The sequence below is a fragment of the Terriglobus sp. ADX1 genome, assembly GCF_036877645.1.
Taxonomy (GTDB): domain Bacteria; phylum Acidobacteriota; class Terriglobia; order Terriglobales; family Acidobacteriaceae; genus Terriglobus.
Genome location: NZ_JAEDXV010000018.1, coordinates 1 through 17,353, shown reverse-complemented (window position 1 = coordinate 17,353; position 17,353 = coordinate 1). Strand labels below are relative to the sequence as shown.

Genomic DNA, 17,353 nt, shown 5'->3' with positions numbered 1-17,353 from the left:
ATGAACAAGCTTCTCCAAGACATCCGCTACGCATGGCGCAGCCTGCGCAACGCTCCTCTGTTCACTATTACGGTGATCCTTACCCTCGCCGTAGGTGTAGGTCTGAACACGGCCATCTTTACCATGGTCGATTCTGTTCTGCTGCGCCCGTTGGGCTATCACGATGCCAATCGCATCGTCGCCCTGGGTACGCTCAAACTACAGAGTGGCCACTTAAATCCGCGCGTTGGTGGTGCTGACTACACAGACCTGCAACAGGTACAGGGCCTGGAGTCCGTTGCCTACTATTACCTCTACGGCAAGTCCGGCATCTCCGTAGGAGGGCAGGCATTCTACCTGCCCATCGGTGGAGTGAGCCCTTCCTTTCCAACAGTCATGGGCGTTATCCCAGTAGCAGGAACAACCTTCCGCGAAGATGACAACGCAGCCGACAAGGCCATGGTCAGCGAGTCTTTCGCACGCGACCATTTTGGTTCAGCGCAGAACGCTCTGGGACAAACCGTTAAAGCTGCTCGCGCCTACACCATTGTTGGCGTGCTTCCTGCCGGATTCAATTTTCCACGGCAAAGTGAAATCTGGCTGGAAGAACTTGCCAAACCAGAAAATCAAAACCGCACAGCCTTCAACCAGTGGGCCGTAGGTAAGCGGCGTGAAGGCGTCTCGCAACAGCAGCTTGATGCAGAACTCGATAGCCTCTCACATCGTCTGCAGGCCACCTATCCCGAAGAGAAGGCAAGCGCACTTGTCGCGCGTTCTCTGCAGGAATCCATTGTGGGCAATCTGCGTCCCACGCTGCGCCTGCTGATGGGTTCGGTTGGAGTAGTGCTGCTTATCGTCTGTGCCAACGTTACGCATCTGCAACTGGTGCGCTCCACGCGCATGCGTCGCGCCATCAGTGTTCGTTCTGCGCTTGGAGCTACACGCAAAGATCTCCTCATGCGTGCCGTGATGGAATCGCTTCTACTGGCCGTCGCCGGCGGTGTCGCCGCGCTTGGCGTTGCTGCCGTTGGACTGCGTGCGCTCACACGCATGGCTCCTCCGGACACACCGCGCCTCGCGGATATTCATCTGAATCGCGATGTCTTTCTCTTTTCTCTTGCTGTCAGTGCTGCACTGATGCTGCTTACATCGATCCTGCCCGTGTGGCGCTCATGGCGACTTGATCCTGCCACCGTTCTGCGTGCCGACTCGGAACGCACCAGCGAAAGCCGTCGCTCCGTGCGTTTGCGCGATGGACTCATCGTCGCAGAAGTCGCTTTCACTCTCGCGCTCTCTGTCACTGCTGTCGCACTCACGCGACAGCTCATCCAGGATGCACAGCAGGAACTTGGCTTTCAACCGCAACACTTGCTCACAGTGGACACGCATCAGGTCTCCAGCGATGCTTATCCCGGTCTCAGCAGTGAAGGCGATGCTACACCGGAATTGCTCGCTGAACGTCAGGCATGGCGTCTTCGTCGCATGGCACGCCTGGATGCTCTGCTAACCTCCGTTCGCAAAACACCCGGCGTAGAGGCAGCAGCTGCAATTGACGGCGCACCGATGGGAGGTGGCAGCCCGGATGTTGGCTACGCTATCCGTGGCCGCACCGTCTTCGCACCCGGTGTGACGTTGCCTTATGCAGACATACACGCAAGCACTCCAGAGGTCTTTGCGACAATGAGCGTTCCCGTTCTGCGCGGACGCAACCTCACCGACGCCGACAACTTTGGTGCCGCAAGAGTTCTTGTGATCAACAAAGCACTCGCAGACGAGCAATTCCCCCACACCGATCCCATTGGCCAACAGATTATGTGTGGCTATGACAGCAAGGGTGAGTGGTGGACCATCGTCGGCGTTGTGGGCAATATCCGCCACGATGCACCTGGCACGCCTGCAGGCACCGCGTTCTATATTCCCCTGGCACAGCATCCCGCACGCGCCTCAGACATTCAGCTCATTGCTCGCACCAAGGCCGATCCCGCAGTCATGACGCAAGAGCTGCGCACTTCCATCCAGCGTAACTTTCCGGATGTTGCCGCCACAACGTCCACGTTGAAGGAAAACATCGGAGAAAGCCAGCGCACCGATCGCTTCCGCAGCACGTTGCTTGCCTCGTTTGCAGCAGTCAGTCTGTTACTGGCAGCCGTCGGCATGTATGGCGTCACAGCTTACACCGTGGCACAGCGACGCTTTGAGTTTGCTTTGCGATTCGCACTCGGCGCACAGCGCGAGCAACTTGCAGGAATGGTACTGCTTCATGCCGCAATTGTTACAGCACTCGGCATTGCCGTTGGAATCATTGGCAGCGTAGCTCTGATGCGCATCGTCAGCGCGAACCTAGGCAAGCTGCCACCGGTCGATACCATTTCCTTTGTCATTGCTGCAGCGCTGGTCTTTGTTCTAGCCGTTGCAGCCACAGTCATCCCCAGCCAACGCGCTGCATCCACAGAACTGATGCAGGCGTTACGCGCAGAATAGCGCACCCGTATTTACGACGTATCGAAGAAGAGCCCGATTGAGCAAACAATGATTGAACTAAAGAACATTGAACGAAGCTACAAACACGCCGTCGGCGAGACATGGGTTCTACGCCGTATCAACATCACCGTCCGTCCCGGAGAGTTCATCACATTGATGGGTCCCAGTGGTGCTGGCAAGTCCACACTGCTGAATGTACTCGCCATGCTTGACGATGGCTGGCGCGGCGAATACTGGCTGGACCACGAGCCTATCCACACGATGAATCGCAAGCAGCGCGCAGAAGTGGCACGCCGCAAGATCGGCATGGTCTTTCAGAGCTTTCATCTTCTGGATGACCTTACCGTAGCGGAAAACATTGAGCTTCCGCTCAGCTACAAGAACATGCCGCGCGGCGAACGTCAAGCGCTGGTCGCTGACACACTCGATCGTTTCCAGATTGTCGGTAAGAAGGATTTGTACCCTTCGCAACTATCCGGCGGCCAGCAACAGATCGTGGGTGTTGCGCGCGCCGTCATTCACAAGCCTGAGCTTCTGCTTGCCGATGAGCCCACGGGCAACCTGCATTCGGCGCAGGCCGCAGAGGTTATGCAGCTCTTTACAGAACTAAATCGTGCAGGCACCACCATCGTCCAGGTAAGCCATTCCATTGAAAATGCGCGCTTCGGTTCACGCATCATCGAACTGCGCGACGGCTGGATGACTCCAGAAGACGAAACACCTGCATGACACACTTTTCTTCCCCAACGGAACAATCGCAATCGATGAAGGATCAACTGATGGCATCTGCAAAACACGACCGATACCGCGAGCTTCTCCACACGGCATGCCTGGGAACGCTGGCGCTCGCGTTCTCTGCTGTGCATCTGCATGCACAGGACGCCGCTGCTCCGCTGCCGCAGAATCCTGCGCCTGCAACGGTTCCATTGAAAAGCACTGCGGCAACGCTACCACCACCGGTGCCAGTTACTGTGCCACACTCGTGGAATCCTTTCCGCGCCTACATGCCCAGCTCTGTGGCACCGGCAAGCATTGCAAATTCACCGCGCCTGGACACGCTAACGCATAACGGCAAGATTGAACTGCATCTCCGCGATGCGATCGAACTCGCGCTGGAAAACAATCTTGACCTTGCGATTGCGCGATACAACCTGCCCATCGCGGAAGCTGACGTGATGCGTACGCGCGCTGGCGGATCAACACGCGGTGTAAATACGGGCATCGTTTCGAACACACCCAGTGGTGGCTCCGCAGGTTCCGGCAACTCTGGCGGCGGTGGCGCCGGTGGTACGAGCGCAGGCGCAGGTGGTGCGGGCGCAGGCGCATCCGGTCTTGTGCAATCCACACTCGGCACGGGCACGACGGTGTCTTCGTATGACCCCATGTTCGTTGGGGATTTCAACGTGCACCACTATGCAGAGCCACTTTCGAACCTGCTGCTCAACGGCGTCCCCATTCTGCAATCCAATACCGTTTCAGGTGACATGAGCCTGCAACAAGCCTTTGCAACCGGAACCAGCGTGAAAGTCAGCTTCTCCGGTGACCGTGTGGCCACGAATAGTAAGGGCAACTTCCTCAATCCGCAGCTTGACAGCTACTTCCGCGTGCTCGTCCAACAACAACTGCTTGCAGGTTTCGGCCTTGGCCCAAACCTTCGTTATCTGCGTATCGCAAAGAACAACCAGAAGATTTCTGATGCAGCGTTCCGCCTGCAGATCATCGCCACCGTCTCGCAGATTGAAAACATGTATTGGGATCTCGTCAGCGCATGGCAGGATGAACGCGTAAAGCAGGAATCTCTAGACTTCGCACAGAAGACGCTCGATATGGGTCGCCAGCAGCTTGCTCTGCAGGCCATCCCCGCGATGGATGTTCTCAAGGATGAAGCAGAAGTCGCTAAGCGTGAGCAGGACCTGAGCATTGCAAAGTCCACGCTGGAGTTTCAGTCGCTGCTACTGAAGAACGCATTGACACGCAATCTGGACGATCCCACTCTGGAAGCCATGCCTGTGGTTCCGATGGATGTGTCACGTCCTCTGCAACCCATGCCCAGCGGCGATGAACTTGTCACGCGTGCATTGGCCTCGCGATTGGAAATGGAAGAGCAACAGTTGGATCTGACAAACCGCCAGATCAGCCGCAAGGCAGCCAACAACGCGCTGCTGCCAAGCGTTGCACTTACCGGATACTGGGCGGGCACAGGTCTTGCTGGTGTGAACAATCCGCTTGCCGGTGTCACTTCCACTGTTCCGTCAGAGTATGGCGGCGCGCTGCGCAACGCTTTCAACGGCAGTGCACCGGATTACTACGTGGGCGTCAACGTCAACATCCCCATCCGCAACCGCGTCAACAAGAGCGACCAATATCGCTCGGAGCTTGAATATCGCCAGGCGGAACTTCTACTGCAGCAGTTGAAGAAGCAGATCCGCATTGAAGTCCGTAACGCTGAGTACGCCCTGCGACAAGCGGAAGCCCGCGTTGTCTCCGCAGACAAGGCCCGGGATCTGGCGCGTCGCACCTTTGACATCATGCAGCAGGAGCAAAGCTTCGGCGCTGGCAGCGCCGTGCAAACACTTACAGCACGCAATGACCTTACGACGGCCGAGTCCGCTTACTTTGCGGCCGTGGATGCACGCGAAAAAGCACGCGTCGAACTGGAACGAGCCAGCGGAATGACGTTGGAAAACAACGGCATCTCGATAGAATCGGCTAAGCAAGGACAGGCGCAGCTCTCAGCCACGGCAGCGCCGCAACCACCAACCCCCTAGCAGCATCGGAAACACCATTGGACACTGCATCGAACTCGTCGAATCACGCTGCTGCATTGGCAACGCAGCAGCGCCCTTGCCGTCTATTGCTGGCTGATGATCAGCCGCACATTCTGGATGCGCTGGAGCTTCTTCTGGAACCGGAAGGATATGTGCTGGAACGCGCTGGCACCCCCGCGTTGCTGATGTCTGCGCTGTCCAGCGAAGACTTTGACGGCATCCTGATGGACCTGAACTACACCCGGGATACCACCAGCGGTGAAGAAGGCCTTGCACTCATCGAACGCATCCGCGGACACCACGCGCATCTTCCCATCATTGTGATGACGGCATGGGGCAACATTGACCTTGCCGTAAAAGCCATGCACAGCGGTGCGAGTGATTTCATTCAAAAGCCATGGGACAATACACGGCTTCTAACCGTGCTGCGCACGCAGCTTGAGCTGTATCGCATGCAGCGCTCTGCGGCTCTGCTGGAAGCAGAGAACAAGATGCTTCATGCAGAAGGCGCGCCGGTCATGATTGCGACCGCGCCGTCCATGCAGCGGGTGGTGGAACTGATCTCGCGTGTTGGCCCATCGGATGCCAACGTTCTCATCACCGGCGAACATGGCAGCGGCAAAGAAGTTGTCGCGCAGGCACTGCATCGTATCTCGCTCCGTTCGCAACGCACCATGGTTGCCGTCAATACTGGCGCACTCTCTGAAGGCACCTTTGAAAGCGAACTCTTCGGCCACGTCAAAGGCGCATTCACAGATGCTCGTTCAGAACGTGTTGGCCGCTTTGAACTCGCGCATGCCTCCACACTCTTTCTGGATGAAATCGCGAATGTCCCACTGCGTCAGCAGGCCAAGCTGTTGCGAGTACTGGAAACCGGAGAGTTTGAACGTCTGGGTTCTTCTCGTACGCAAAAGGCAGATGTTCGCGTGCTCTCTGCCACCAACGCCGATCTGCGTACCGCTGCAGCCGCTGGCACCTTCCGCCCTGATCTTCTCTTTCGCCTCAATACGGTAGAAATCAGCCTGCCACCTTTGCGCGAACGGCGTGAAGACATTCCTTTGCTGGCAGCGCATTTTCTTTCGCGCTATGCAGCGCAGTATCGTCGTCCTGTTCACGGCTTTGAACCCGCTGCGCTGGAACGCATGTTGCATTACGCATGGCCCGGCAACGTACGCGAACTGGATCACACACTGGAACGCGCAGTTCTAATGGCACGCTCTGAATACATCTCGCTCTCAGACCTGGCGCTTCAGGCTGACGGTCCTGCGACAGGAAACTCCCTGGACGAGATGGACCTGGAGGCGGTGGAAGCACACCTGGTTCGCAAAGCGCTCAACCGCTACCAGGGCAATGTGAGCGCCGCAGCAGAAGCTTTGGGACTAAGCCGTGGCGCTTTGTATCGCCGCATGGAAAAATATGGCCTTTAGCAGCAGCATGCTTTTTGCGCTGCTTGCTGGAGTGACTCCATGAAAGAAGAAGAACGCTCCGAAGTCTTTCTGGACTCCGCGCCATGGAAGCCCGGACAGTCCGGCACAGAAGCCTCGCGCAGCGTGAGCTACGAATTGCGCATGCGCCTGTGGCTTGCCGCAATCGGGACAATTCTTCTTGTGCTCTGTGGCACGTTGTTCCACACGTGGGGCGTCGATACCTTCACCAACGTCATCGCCCTTCTGATCTTCGCCGTTCTTTGGCTCATCCTTGCAGAACGCACTCTGCACCGCATCGTCACACCATTGCAAACGCTCACGAATGTCATCGCAGCTATCCGCAGCGAAGACTTTTCATTCCGTGTGCGTGGAGCGCGTCGCGGCGATGCGGCAGGTGATCTTGCCATGGAGATCAATCTGCTCTCGGAGTCGTTGCAGGCGCAGAAGCGTGATGCAACCGAAGCACGCGCCTTGGTGGATCGTGTTCTTTCCACCATGGATGCGCCAGTGCTCGCGTTCGCAGAAGACGGTGCATTGGCCATGGTCAATCGCGCAGCACGCACCGCGCTTGGATTGCAACTGACAGATATGGGAAGTTCTGCGGAGGCGCTCGGAGTAGAGTCTCTTCTTGAGTTGGAGGATGGCACGCTGATGCCTCAGCCGCCTCGCGGTCTTGCCGGAAGGTGGATGCTGCGACGCAGCGCCTTCCGCCTGCAAGGACGCCGGCATTGGCTTGTCATGTTGACGGAGATCGGATCAGCACTCCGCGAAGAAGAGCGTCAGGCATGGCAACGTCTCATCCGCGTTCTAGGGCACGAGATCAACAATTCGCTTGCACCCATCAAGTCCATTGCAGGAACATTGCAATTGCGTCTCGCACCCGAAACAGATTCAGAAAACAACTCATCGCGCGACGCGCAGTTACGCAAAGGCCTAGCCATCATTGAGTCGCGTGCTGACTCATTAAATCGATTTCTTCAGGGCTATCGCAAACTCTCAGCACTGCCTGCATTGCAACGCCAGCCGGTTGCAATTTTTCCCTTCATGCAGCAGGTCACGGCATTGGATCATGGTGCCCCTGTAACAATCTTCGAATCCGAAAACCATGTTGCGCTGATTGATCCGGTACTGATGGAACAGGCAATGATTAACCTTCTTAAGAATGCAGCAGAGGCCACACTAGAGCGTTCTGTTCAAGAAGGCAGCGCTGTCCGCCCGATCGAAGTCATGTGGCGCGTAGCAGGCAATGATCTCGTCATTGAGATTCGCGATTATGGTTTGGGCGTGTTGAACGAATCGAACCTGTTCGTGCCCTTCTACACCACCAAACCTCAAGGAAGCGGCATCGGCCTGTTGTTGACACAGCACATCGTAGAGGCGCACGGCGGCACCGTTCAGCTTGGGAACCATCCCTCCGGCGAAGGCTGTCTCGTCAGCATCACCGTTCCAGCATGACTTCGTTCGCACCGCGAAGTAATTGCCACAGCCATCCCCTTCCCGCTATGCTTCATTCGGACCTTACCCACATCTGAATTTTCGGAGCAGATCCAATGCGACGCCTCATCGCGGCACTTCTTTTCACCACCGTACTTTCTGCAAAAGCGCAGCAGCCTGCTTATCAGAACACGTCGCTTTCGCCGGAACAGCGTGCCGCAGACCTGGTAGGCCGCATGACGTTGGAAGAGAAGGCAGCGCAGATGGTCAACGGTGCCGCCGCCATTCCTCGCTTAAATGTTCCTGCATACGACTACTGGAACGAAGCTCTGCACGGCGTCGCTCGCTCCGGTTACGCGACCATGTTTCCGCAGGCCATCGGCATGGCCGCCACATGGGATGCACCGCTGCTGAAGACCATTGGCGACGTCATCTCCACAGAGGCGCGTGCCAAGAACAACGAAGCCCTGCGACACAACAATCACGACATCTACTTCGGTCTTACATTCTGGTCGCCGAACATCAATATCTTTCGTGATCCCCGGTGGGGCCGTGGACAGGAGACATACGGTGAAGACCCGCACCTGACCGCGCAGTTAGGCGTGAACTTCATCGAGGGCCTGCAGGGGACCAACCCCAAGTACTACAAGGTGATCGCCACACCGAAGCATTTTGCCGTGCACTCTGGACCGGAAGAGAGCCGCCACCGCTTTGACGTGCAGCCCTCGCCGCATGATCTGTGGGATACCTATCTGCCGCAGTTCCGCGCGGCCATTGTGGATGCCAAGGCCGATTCCATCATGTGCGCGTACAACCGCATTGACGGCGCGCCCGCATGCGGCAGCAAGCTGCTGCTGGTAGACATCCTGCGCAACGACTGGAAGTTCCAGGGCTTCGTCACCTCTGACTGCGGCGCCATCGACGACTTCTATCGCAGCTACGGCCACAAGACCGATCCCGATGCTGAACATGCGGATAAGACGGCTCTGCTTGCAGGCACCGATACCAACTGCGGCGGCACATACAAGAAGCTGGACGCCGCAGTGAAGGCCGGACTCATCAAGGAGTCAGACATCGACGTAAGCCTGCGTCGACTCTTTGAGGCACGCATTCGTCTGGGACTCTTCGATCCTCCGTCGATGGTTCCCTACGCGCAGATTCCCTTCAGCGCTGTGAACTCGCCCGCGAATGCTGCTGTGGCAAAGCGCGCTGCAGAAGAGTCCATGGTGTTGCTGAAGAACGATGGCATTCTGCCCCTCCGTGCGGGTAAGTACAAGACGGTTGCCGTCATTGGTCCCAATGCTGCCTCGCTGTCCTCACTGGAGGGCAACTACAACGGTCAGCCGCATGATCCGGTGATGCCGGTGGATGCTCTGAGTAACTCGTTGGCGGGTAGCCGCGTGCTGTATGCGCCGGGCTCGCCCTATGTCGCGGGCTTTGCCATGCCGGTCTCACGTGCGATGCTGCATCCCGCCAAGGGTTCGCAGGAGCATGGCCTGAAGGCGGAGTACTTCACCTCTGCCAGCTTCAGCGGCTCGCCCGTCATCACGCGCATTGATCCAGAGCTGAACTTCGACTGGTCGGGCGTCAGCCCGTTGCGCGCTGCTCCTAATGGCCCCTTCGCTGTGCGGTGGAGTGGCACCATCAGCGCACCGGCGGCGGGTACGTATGAGTTCCTGGTGAAGACCGGGCGTTGCCGTGGCTGCGGTCCGGCACAGGGATACACCGTTACGGTGGATGGCAAGCAGGTGACCGAGCTGAAGCGGCAGGCCCCTGTTGCTCCGGGTGGACGGATCAACGGCACGACCGGATTGCCGGAAGTGGATCGTCCGAATCGTCCCGGCGCATTCCAGATCACCTTCGACGACTCCAGGCAGGAACACGCGATCATGGTCGAGTTCTCCCGTGACTCCGCATCTGCTGGTTCCGGCATTCGCCTGGAGTGGACACCTACGCCTGAGACGCTGCTACCCGAGGCTGTCGCCACGGCGAAGCAGGCTGACCTCGTGGTCGCCATGCTGGGTCTGTCGCCCGACTTGGAAGGTGAGGAGATGCCCGTAAAGCTTCCCGGCTTTGTGGGTGGTGACCGCTCCGATATCAACCTGCCCGCCGCGCAGGAGGAGTTGCTGAGGCAGATCGTCGCTACCGGCAAACCGACCATCGTCGTGCTGCTGAATGGCTCCGCACTTGCCGTGAACTTCGCCGATGAGCATGCCAACGCCGTGCTGGAAGCCTGGTATCCGGGCGAGGCGGGTGCTCAGGCCATTGCCGATACGCTGCTGGGTAAGAACAATCCCAGCGGTCGTCTGCCGGTGACCTTCTACAAGGCAGAGAGCGATCTGCCGGACTTCGACGACTACTCCATGAAGAACCGGACCTACCGGTACTTCTCGGGGACGCCGCTGTATGGCTTTGGTTATGGTCTGAGCTACACACGCTTTGCCTATTCCGGGTTGAAGCTGTCGACCGCGAAGCTGAAGGCAGGTGAACCGCTGACCGCTGAAGTGACGGTAAAGAACACTGGCAAAGTGGCCGGCGAGGAAGTGGCTCAGCTTTACCTTCTGCCGCCTGCGGAGGGCAACGGTGGACTCTCGCCGAAGCAGCAACTCGAAGGCTTCCAGCGCGTTTCCCTGAAGCCGGGTGAAGCGAAGAAAATCACCTTCACGCTTTCGCCGCGCCAGCTTTCCGAAGTGGACGCGCAGGGCGTCCGGGCAGCGCAGCCGGGCAGCTACTCCCTTGTCGTTGGTGGAGCGCAGCCGAAGGACGCGCGCACTGCGGCGGCAGCACAGACCGCAGCCTTCACCATTGATGGAACGCAGGAGATGCCGCGCTAGATAGGGGTCCCCCCTCCCCCCGTTTTCCTAAAATCGTCTTTTGATTGGGATTACGGCTCCCGGTGTCGCTAAAATCGTCTCCCTATTGGAGTTAGAGGCAAAATCGTCTTTCTAAAAGAGTTAGGGCCGCGCTTAAGCGCGGCCCTTTCCGTCTATTTCTATTTTAGTGAATTGGTGGAAATACCATGCCAACTCTATTTCTTTTAGATTGTTGGTGTTATCCGCATCAGTGGCTTGACAGCATCTATTCGGCTGCTGGCTGGGTCACGTCATCGACGACGATGATGTCGATGGGGCCTTTTGCAGATTGCAGCCGGAGGCCGAGTTGTTCTCGGATGACGGAGAACAGGGTGGAGTCGTCGGATTCGGGTGAGGGATCGGTGGCCCAGCGGATTTGGAAATCGTACTTGCCGGTGAGGCCGGTGTGGTCTTCAATGTTGCGGCCTGCTTGCTTCTGGATGGATTTGGCGAAGTCCGTCATGGAGACGTTGGCAACGCGCATTTCAGTACGGTGGCCCCCGTTCATGCTGATGTTCATGCGTGTGCCGGGTTTGGTTTCCTTCAGCGCTGGGCCAATTTTGCCTGGCTTGTCAACGACAAGCCAGTAGACGGGGCTTTCGTGCTGATCGCGGTGAAAGCGGAAGCCGAACTGATCCTGCAGTAACGAGAGGATCAGTTCCTGGAACTGTTCCGGGTTAGTGATCTCTGCGTGGTCGGCGATCGTGGCCTGCATGTCAAAGAGTTCGCTTTCCGTCCACGCGGGTGCGTTCACGATGGCTTTCGTGTCGATGCCGAAGGCCGTGCGGATAAGCGTTTGCACCGTGGTTGCAGTGGCAACGAAGCGTCCGCCAATGACCTGGCGGCTGGATGGATCGTCGCCGGTAGGTTTGTGTGGGTGAACTACGGCAACTTCAACACGGACGGGCTTTGTCTGCGCGTGCAGTGCAGGAACGATGAGCGCAAGCAAGAGCGCGCAGATGGCGGGAAGTCGCATGGTTGGGCAGCCTCCGTATGCGGTACGCGGAGCAAGGGGCTACGGTTCCGAAAATCATCGATCAGCGACTGGAACACAACACGCCGTGCGTATATCGTTCCCTCAGGGAGCGTCCGTTGCGATCTTTATTGACCGTACTGCTGTTACTTGTAGCGCTGCCATGCTCTGCACAGAACACCTTTGAAGCCGCCTCGATTCGCCCACTTCAGGAAGGCGCAAAGCCCGACTACACGCAGATCGACGCCCTCGATGCTGCGCACCCCGCAACATGGAAAGCCCCATCCTTACTTACCGTTGACCTCAATCTCTTCGAGATGATCGTCACTGCCTATGCCGTGTCGAACAGCGGCATGCACGATGCTCTTATGGCTCAGCTTCCGCTATGGGGAATGACACAACACTTCCACATCACCGCCCGCATCCACGAAGGAGCAACGCTAGGTGACATGCGCCTGATGCTGCAGGCCCTCCTGAAAGAACGCTTCGCTCTTGCCGCCCACTGGGAAAACCGCACCATGCCAGTCCTGCTGTTGCAGCAAGCCAATGGACCAACCAAACTGCAGGCATTCACTGGCATCTGCGAACAACAGCCCGCGAACTGCACCAGTGACTTCCGCTGGAAAGACGGCATAGTCCATATGAGTTTTATCGGGTACACCATGCCCCAGATAGCCGATACTCTCAGCGGCCTCGCTCATTACATGGGTGGACAAAAGCGAGGCCCCGTCGTGGACGACACTTCCCTATCCGGCCAATGGAACGCGGCTATCGACTTCGCTCCACTCATGGGCACCAATGAAACCCAGGGCGACACCTTCACCACGGCCCTGAAGAAGCAGATGGGCCTACAGTTGAAGCCCGACGAGCGCGCCATCCCTACCCTCATCGTTGACCACGTGGATCATCCCGTCACTGATTGAGAGGCAAACGCAGAAAGCCCTGCCGAAGCAGGGCTTTCTCAAACTGAGGTAAGACGAGCTTACGCAGCCGGTTCGATGGAGACGAAGCGGCCGTGGTTGCCGCGATCGGAGAAGATCACGCGTCCGCCGACCTTGGCGAAGAGGGTGTCATCCTTGCCGCGACCAACGTTCAGACCAGCCTTGAGCGGTGTGCCACGCTGACGAACGATGATGCTGCCGCCCGTGACCAGTTCACCAGCGAAGGCCTTTACGCCCAGGCGCTGTGCATTTGAGTCACGTCCGTTGGAAGAGGAACCGCCACCTTTTTTATGTGCCATTGCTTTGCCTCGTTGCGGTTGCCATCGTCATTCAGCGACGTGGTCCGCGAATATTCAGAAATAGGTGCCGCAGATGCGGCGGAACAACAAAATCAAAAACGCAGAGATGCGAGTTACTTGCTCTCAGCCTTGAAGCTCTTGCCGTTGACCAGGATTTCGTTGATCTTGACTTCAACGAAGTTCTGGCGGTGGCCCTGCAGCTTCTTGTACTGCTTCTTGCGCTTGTAGTGGAAGACCAGGATCTTGTCGCCGCGGCCTTCGCCCACGACGGAGGCGAGCACCTTGGCTCCGCCCAGTTCCTGCTCAAACTTGCCTTCTTCGGCGCTGACAGCCAGGACGTCTGCGAACTCGATCGCGCCGTCGTTGTGTGCTGCCGTTTCAATCTTCAGGGTGTCGCCGGGGGCGACACGGTACTGCTTTCCACCGGTACGGATCACTGCGTACATCACAAACCTCCACGCCCGGCCGTGTTGCCGGTGCGCCTGAAACACCATGAGCTCAAAATGAGAGGCGATGCGGAGTGGTCCTGGTTCCCTTTCGGTCCCCCAGACCCACCACGACGCGGCCGGATGCCCCACAGCCATGCGCCTGATGCGCCAAACCTGACAAGAATATCGTGAATCGGGGATGGGGTCAAGGGTGATTGCGACCTGAAATTCCCTCAGGAGCTAAAGCCCCTTTCTCATTATGGTTGTGCGGCTTGTGCGCCCATCGGCAGATCGGGCTGTGACGGGATTGGAGGCATCTTCGCGGGCAGCACAATGTGGAAAGTGGTGCCGCTGTGACCAGATGTGGTGCTGGTTTCAAAGGTCATGGTTCCGCCGTGGCGCTGGATGATTTCCGCGCATATGGAAAGTCCGAGGCCTGTGCCGGCTTCTCCCTTGGTCGTAAAGAAAGGTTCCAGGATACGTCTCTGGTTCTCTGCGGAAATACCGCCGCCGGTGTCGGAAACGAAGATTTCGCCACCGCCGGAAGCGGTTGGGGCGATTTTCAGGGTGAGTGTGCCGCCGCGCGTACTCATGCTGTCAATGGCATTTCCAACCAGGTTCGCCAGAACCTGGCGGATTTCACCTGAGCGGCAATACACGGATGGCGTGGCGGGGTCCCAGTCGCGTACGAGCGCAATGCGATGCTTGTCCAACCGGCCCTGGAAGACAGTCAGCGTGGATTCCATAAGTTCAGCTAACGATGTCTGGGCAGCGCTGGAGGGTTGGCGATAGAACGTCAGAGTGTGCGTGGTGATTTCGGCGATGCGACGCAGTTCGTCCTGCGCGGTTTGCAGAAGTCTGCGCTCCTCGGGGCCGATGGTTCCGTTTTCCGCGAGATAGAGGAGATTGGTCACGGCTTCGAGCGGGTTATTGATCTCATGCGCGATGGACGCGGCGACGCGACCGGCTGCCCCCATACGCTCTACTCCCCGCAGCGCTTCCGTAGCTTTCCGCTGCGCGGCGGAGGCGTTTTCGAGGAGTCGGACCTTGTCGCGATAGAAGACGACCAACAGGCACGCCATGAAAATCAACGCATTGCCCACGCCGACGCGAGCGAGCAAGGCTCCTGAAAAGTCGTGCGATTGCTGGACGGAGACGGCTCCGGCGGGCAGCATCATGGCGAGCATGCCGGTGTAATGCATGCCGCAGATGGCAATGCCGATCACCAGCGATGCCGCTATCTGTCGACGAATACTGAATGCGCCGCTGTGACGCAGCATGGCCATGGCGCCCAGCGAAGCGAAGATGGCAACCACAAAAGACAAAGCCACGCCGGGCATGCTCCACATGACGGGCTCTGAAAACTTCAGGGCGTCCATGCCGATGTAATGCATGGCACAAATGCCTGCGCCAACCACGAACGATCCCAGAATGATGTTGCGGGAGCTGGTGCGATGGCTGACGGTGAGATACATGGCCAGCCACGACGAAACGATCGCCACCAAAACGCTGAGAACAGTGGGCGCGACGGCGTAATAGAGCGGAAAGGGCGGCTGCCATGCCAACATGCCGACAAAGTGCATGGACCAGATGCCGAGGCCCAGGGTGATACCGCTCACCAGCGTCCAGACCGCGGGCCGCGGACTGTAACGGGTGTGCTCCATAGATTCAAACGCCACAAACCCCGCAAGCGAGGCAATGGTGAACGAGAACAATACAGTCCAGAGATCAAATGTACCGGGCACGAAACAGTAACTTTCCTTCCAGACGTTTCTACGGACGACGTTTCCGCTTCCCTACTGTATGCGCAGAGGCGTTATGTTTTGCCATCAAAATGCGCGGCCCCTGTGTACTCGCGATATGCTCAGAACCAATCCCACCCATTGCTGAGGTGTTTCCCAGACCGATGAAGACTCGTTGGCTTGCCGCATATGTCTCTCTGGCTGTTGCCGTTTCGCCGTTTTCCGCTCTCGTGGCACAGGTTTCGCCCACACCGCCGCCCGTCCGCACGCAACACGCCATGGTGGTGAGTATTCATCATCTGGCAACCGATGCCGGAGTGGAGGTACTGAAGCAGGGCGGCAACGCCGTGGATGCCGCTGTGGCCGTGGCGTTTGCCCTGGCCGTGGTGTATCCGCAGGCAGGCAACATTGGCGGCGGCGGATTCATGCTGATTCGTCCGGCGCACAAGCATGGCAAGAAGAAGTTGGGCGACGGCAAGGCTCACTTCATTGACTATCGCGAAGAGGCTCCGGCGGCAGCGTTTCGAGATATGTACCTGGACAAAGATGGCAATGTGATTCCGGGTATGAGCCGCCAGGGATACAAAGCCAGCGGAGTTCCGGGGACCGTGGCAGGCATGGCGTATGCGGAAAAGCATTACGGCAAGTTGGGTCTGAAGGCCGCAATGCAGCCAGCAATCCGATACGCCCGCGATGGGTATGTCGCGACCGAGGAAGAGTTGAGCACATGGAAGAGCAAGGTGCTGGCTGCGAACCCGGAAGGCCGCAGAATCTATCAGCGCGATGGCAACTTCTATAAGGGTGGCGAGACGGTAAAGCTACCGGAGTTGGCTGCGACGCTGGAACGCATCTCCAACGACCCCGAGGATTTTTATAAGGGCAGCATTGCCGATGCGATTGCCGCAGATATGGCCGCGCATGGTGGCGACATTACGAAGGCCGATCTGGCTGCGTACCAGGTGAAGGATCGTGTGCCGCTGGAAGGCAAGTATCACGGCTACAAGTTCTTGACGGCTCCGCCTCCCTCTTCCGGCGGCATTGTGCTGCAGGAAGTGCTGAACATCCTCACCGGCTATGACCTGAAGAAGCTGGGTGCGGATCGTTCACCGGGACAGGTACACATCATCACAGAGGCATATCGCCGCGCATTTATGGATCGCAGCGACTATCTTGGCGATCCGGATTTCACGACCATGCCGCTGAAGCAGATGGCGGATATGAAGTATGCCAAGGCGTGGCGCAAGACGATTGATCCGATGAAGCCGACAGCTTCGAAAGACCTCGTCCGTCCTGCGGGATTTATGCCGGAACCGCCAAAGCAAACCGACAAGCACGAGAGCACGCAGACAACGCACTTCAGCGTGGTGGATGCCGATGGCAACGCTGTGAGCAACACCTACACGTTGAACTTTCTGTTTGGTTCCGGCGTCGTGATCAAGGGTGCGGGATTCGCCATGAACGACGAGATGGATGACTTCACCGGCAAGGTGGGTGTGCCCAATGGATTTGGCCTGATTCAGGGGCCGAATAACTCCATCGCGCCGTATAAGCGTCCGCTGTCTGCAATGACACCGACGATTGTGACCAAGCGTGGCAAGGTGCGTCTGGTGTTGGGATCGCCGGGTGGACCAACGATCATCACTACCGTTGCGAACGACATGATCAGCGTGCTGGATAACGGACTGAATATTCAGGAAGCGGCGGATGCTCCGCGATTCCACCATCAGTATTTGCCTGATGAACTGCAGGTGGAGAAGAAGTTCTCTACGGCCACTGCGGATGCCTTGAAGGCAAGCGGATATGTCATCAAGCGTTCCGGCGAATTCGATGAGAAGAATCCTGGCGTTTGGGGCGATAGCGAGTTGATTGCTGTCGATCCGAAGACGGGTGAACTGCTGGGTGGACACGACACACGCAAGCCTTATGGCAAGGCGGATGGATATTGATGCAGCTTCGCACCACCGCTCGTATCTAAGTGCAACTTGTACGCATAAAGCGCGTCATCCTGAGCGAAACGAAGTGAAGTCGA

Annotated in this window: 12 protein-coding genes; 8 read left to right on the top strand and 4 right to left on the bottom strand. The window is 57.8% G+C overall.

All coding sequences use genetic code 11. The features are described 5' to 3' along the window. From JAO32_RS12800 to JAO32_RS12775, 6 genes are all read left to right on the top strand, one after another. Entirely contained in the window at positions 1-2,460 is a 2,460-nt protein-coding gene (locus JAO32_RS12800; RefSeq protein WP_334240959.1) for an ABC transporter permease, read from the top strand. Positions 2,461-2,508: 48 nt separating this feature from the next. Beyond that, complete coding sequence (locus tag JAO32_RS12795) at positions 2,509-3,189, top strand: ABC transporter ATP-binding protein (RefSeq protein WP_334240957.1); 681 nt, start codon at positions 2,509-2,511, stop codon at positions 3,187-3,189. Positions 3,190-3,239: 50 nt separating this feature from the next. Further along, positions 3,240-5,228, top strand: coding sequence for a TolC family protein (locus JAO32_RS12790; protein WP_334240955.1), 1,989 nt, complete (start codon positions 3,240-3,242; stop codon positions 5,226-5,228). A 17-nt stretch (positions 5,229-5,245) separates the two neighbouring features. Next, complete coding sequence (locus JAO32_RS12785) at positions 5,246-6,655, top strand: sigma-54-dependent transcriptional regulator (protein ID WP_334240953.1); 1,410 nt, start codon at positions 5,246-5,248, stop codon at positions 6,653-6,655. A gap of 39 nt (positions 6,656-6,694) precedes the next feature. Beyond that, entirely contained in the window at positions 6,695-8,110 is a 1,416-nt protein-coding gene (locus JAO32_RS12780) for a sensor histidine kinase (RefSeq protein WP_334240951.1), read from the top strand. A 95-nt stretch (positions 8,111-8,205) separates the two neighbouring features. Further along, on the top strand, positions 8,206-10,923 hold the full coding sequence (locus JAO32_RS12775; RefSeq protein ID WP_334240949.1) for a glycoside hydrolase family 3 C-terminal domain-containing protein: 2,718 nt from the start codon (positions 8,206-8,208) through the stop codon (positions 10,921-10,923). 244 nt (positions 10,924-11,167) lie between these two features. Here the strand turns inward: JAO32_RS12775 and JAO32_RS12770 are convergent, their stop codons facing one another. Beyond that, positions 11,168-11,917 carry a TIGR03435 family protein gene (locus JAO32_RS12770; RefSeq protein ID WP_334240946.1) on the bottom strand — a complete coding sequence of 250 codons (750 nt, stop codon included), beginning with the start codon at positions 11,915-11,917 and terminating at the stop codon, positions 11,168-11,170. A 116-nt stretch (positions 11,918-12,033) separates the two neighbouring features. On the opposite strand from JAO32_RS12770, the gene JAO32_RS12765 reads away from it, so the two are divergent. Further along, entirely contained in the window at positions 12,034-12,837 is an 804-nt protein-coding gene (locus JAO32_RS12765) for a TIGR03435 family protein (protein WP_334240944.1), read from the top strand. Between the two features lie 59 nt (positions 12,838-12,896). Here the strand turns inward: JAO32_RS12765 and rpmA are convergent, their stop codons facing one another. The 3 genes from rpmA to JAO32_RS12750 all read right to left on the bottom strand — a co-directional run bounded on the left by rpmA (position 12,897) and on the right by JAO32_RS12750 (position 15,327). Continuing rightward, positions 12,897-13,154: a 50S ribosomal protein L27 gene (gene rpmA, locus JAO32_RS12760; RefSeq protein WP_047490196.1), complete on the bottom strand. Its 258-nt coding sequence runs from the start codon at positions 13,152-13,154 to the stop codon at positions 12,897-12,899. Positions 13,155-13,267: 113 nt separating this feature from the next. After that, positions 13,268-13,600, bottom strand: coding sequence for a 50S ribosomal protein L21 (gene rplU / locus JAO32_RS12755; protein WP_083345799.1), 333 nt, complete (start codon positions 13,598-13,600; stop codon positions 13,268-13,270). Between the two features lie 239 nt (positions 13,601-13,839). Beyond that, a complete protein-coding gene (locus tag JAO32_RS12750) occupies positions 13,840-15,327 on the bottom strand; it encodes an MHYT domain-containing protein (protein ID WP_334240940.1) in 1,488 nt (495 codons plus the stop codon). Positions 15,328-15,488: 161 nt separating this feature from the next. Between JAO32_RS12750 and ggt the strand changes: the two genes are divergently transcribed. Then, complete coding sequence (gene ggt / locus JAO32_RS12745; RefSeq protein ID WP_334240939.1) at positions 15,489-17,270, top strand: gamma-glutamyltransferase; 1,782 nt, start codon at positions 15,489-15,491, stop codon at positions 17,268-17,270. The last annotated feature ends 83 nt before the right edge of the window (positions 17,271-17,353 follow it).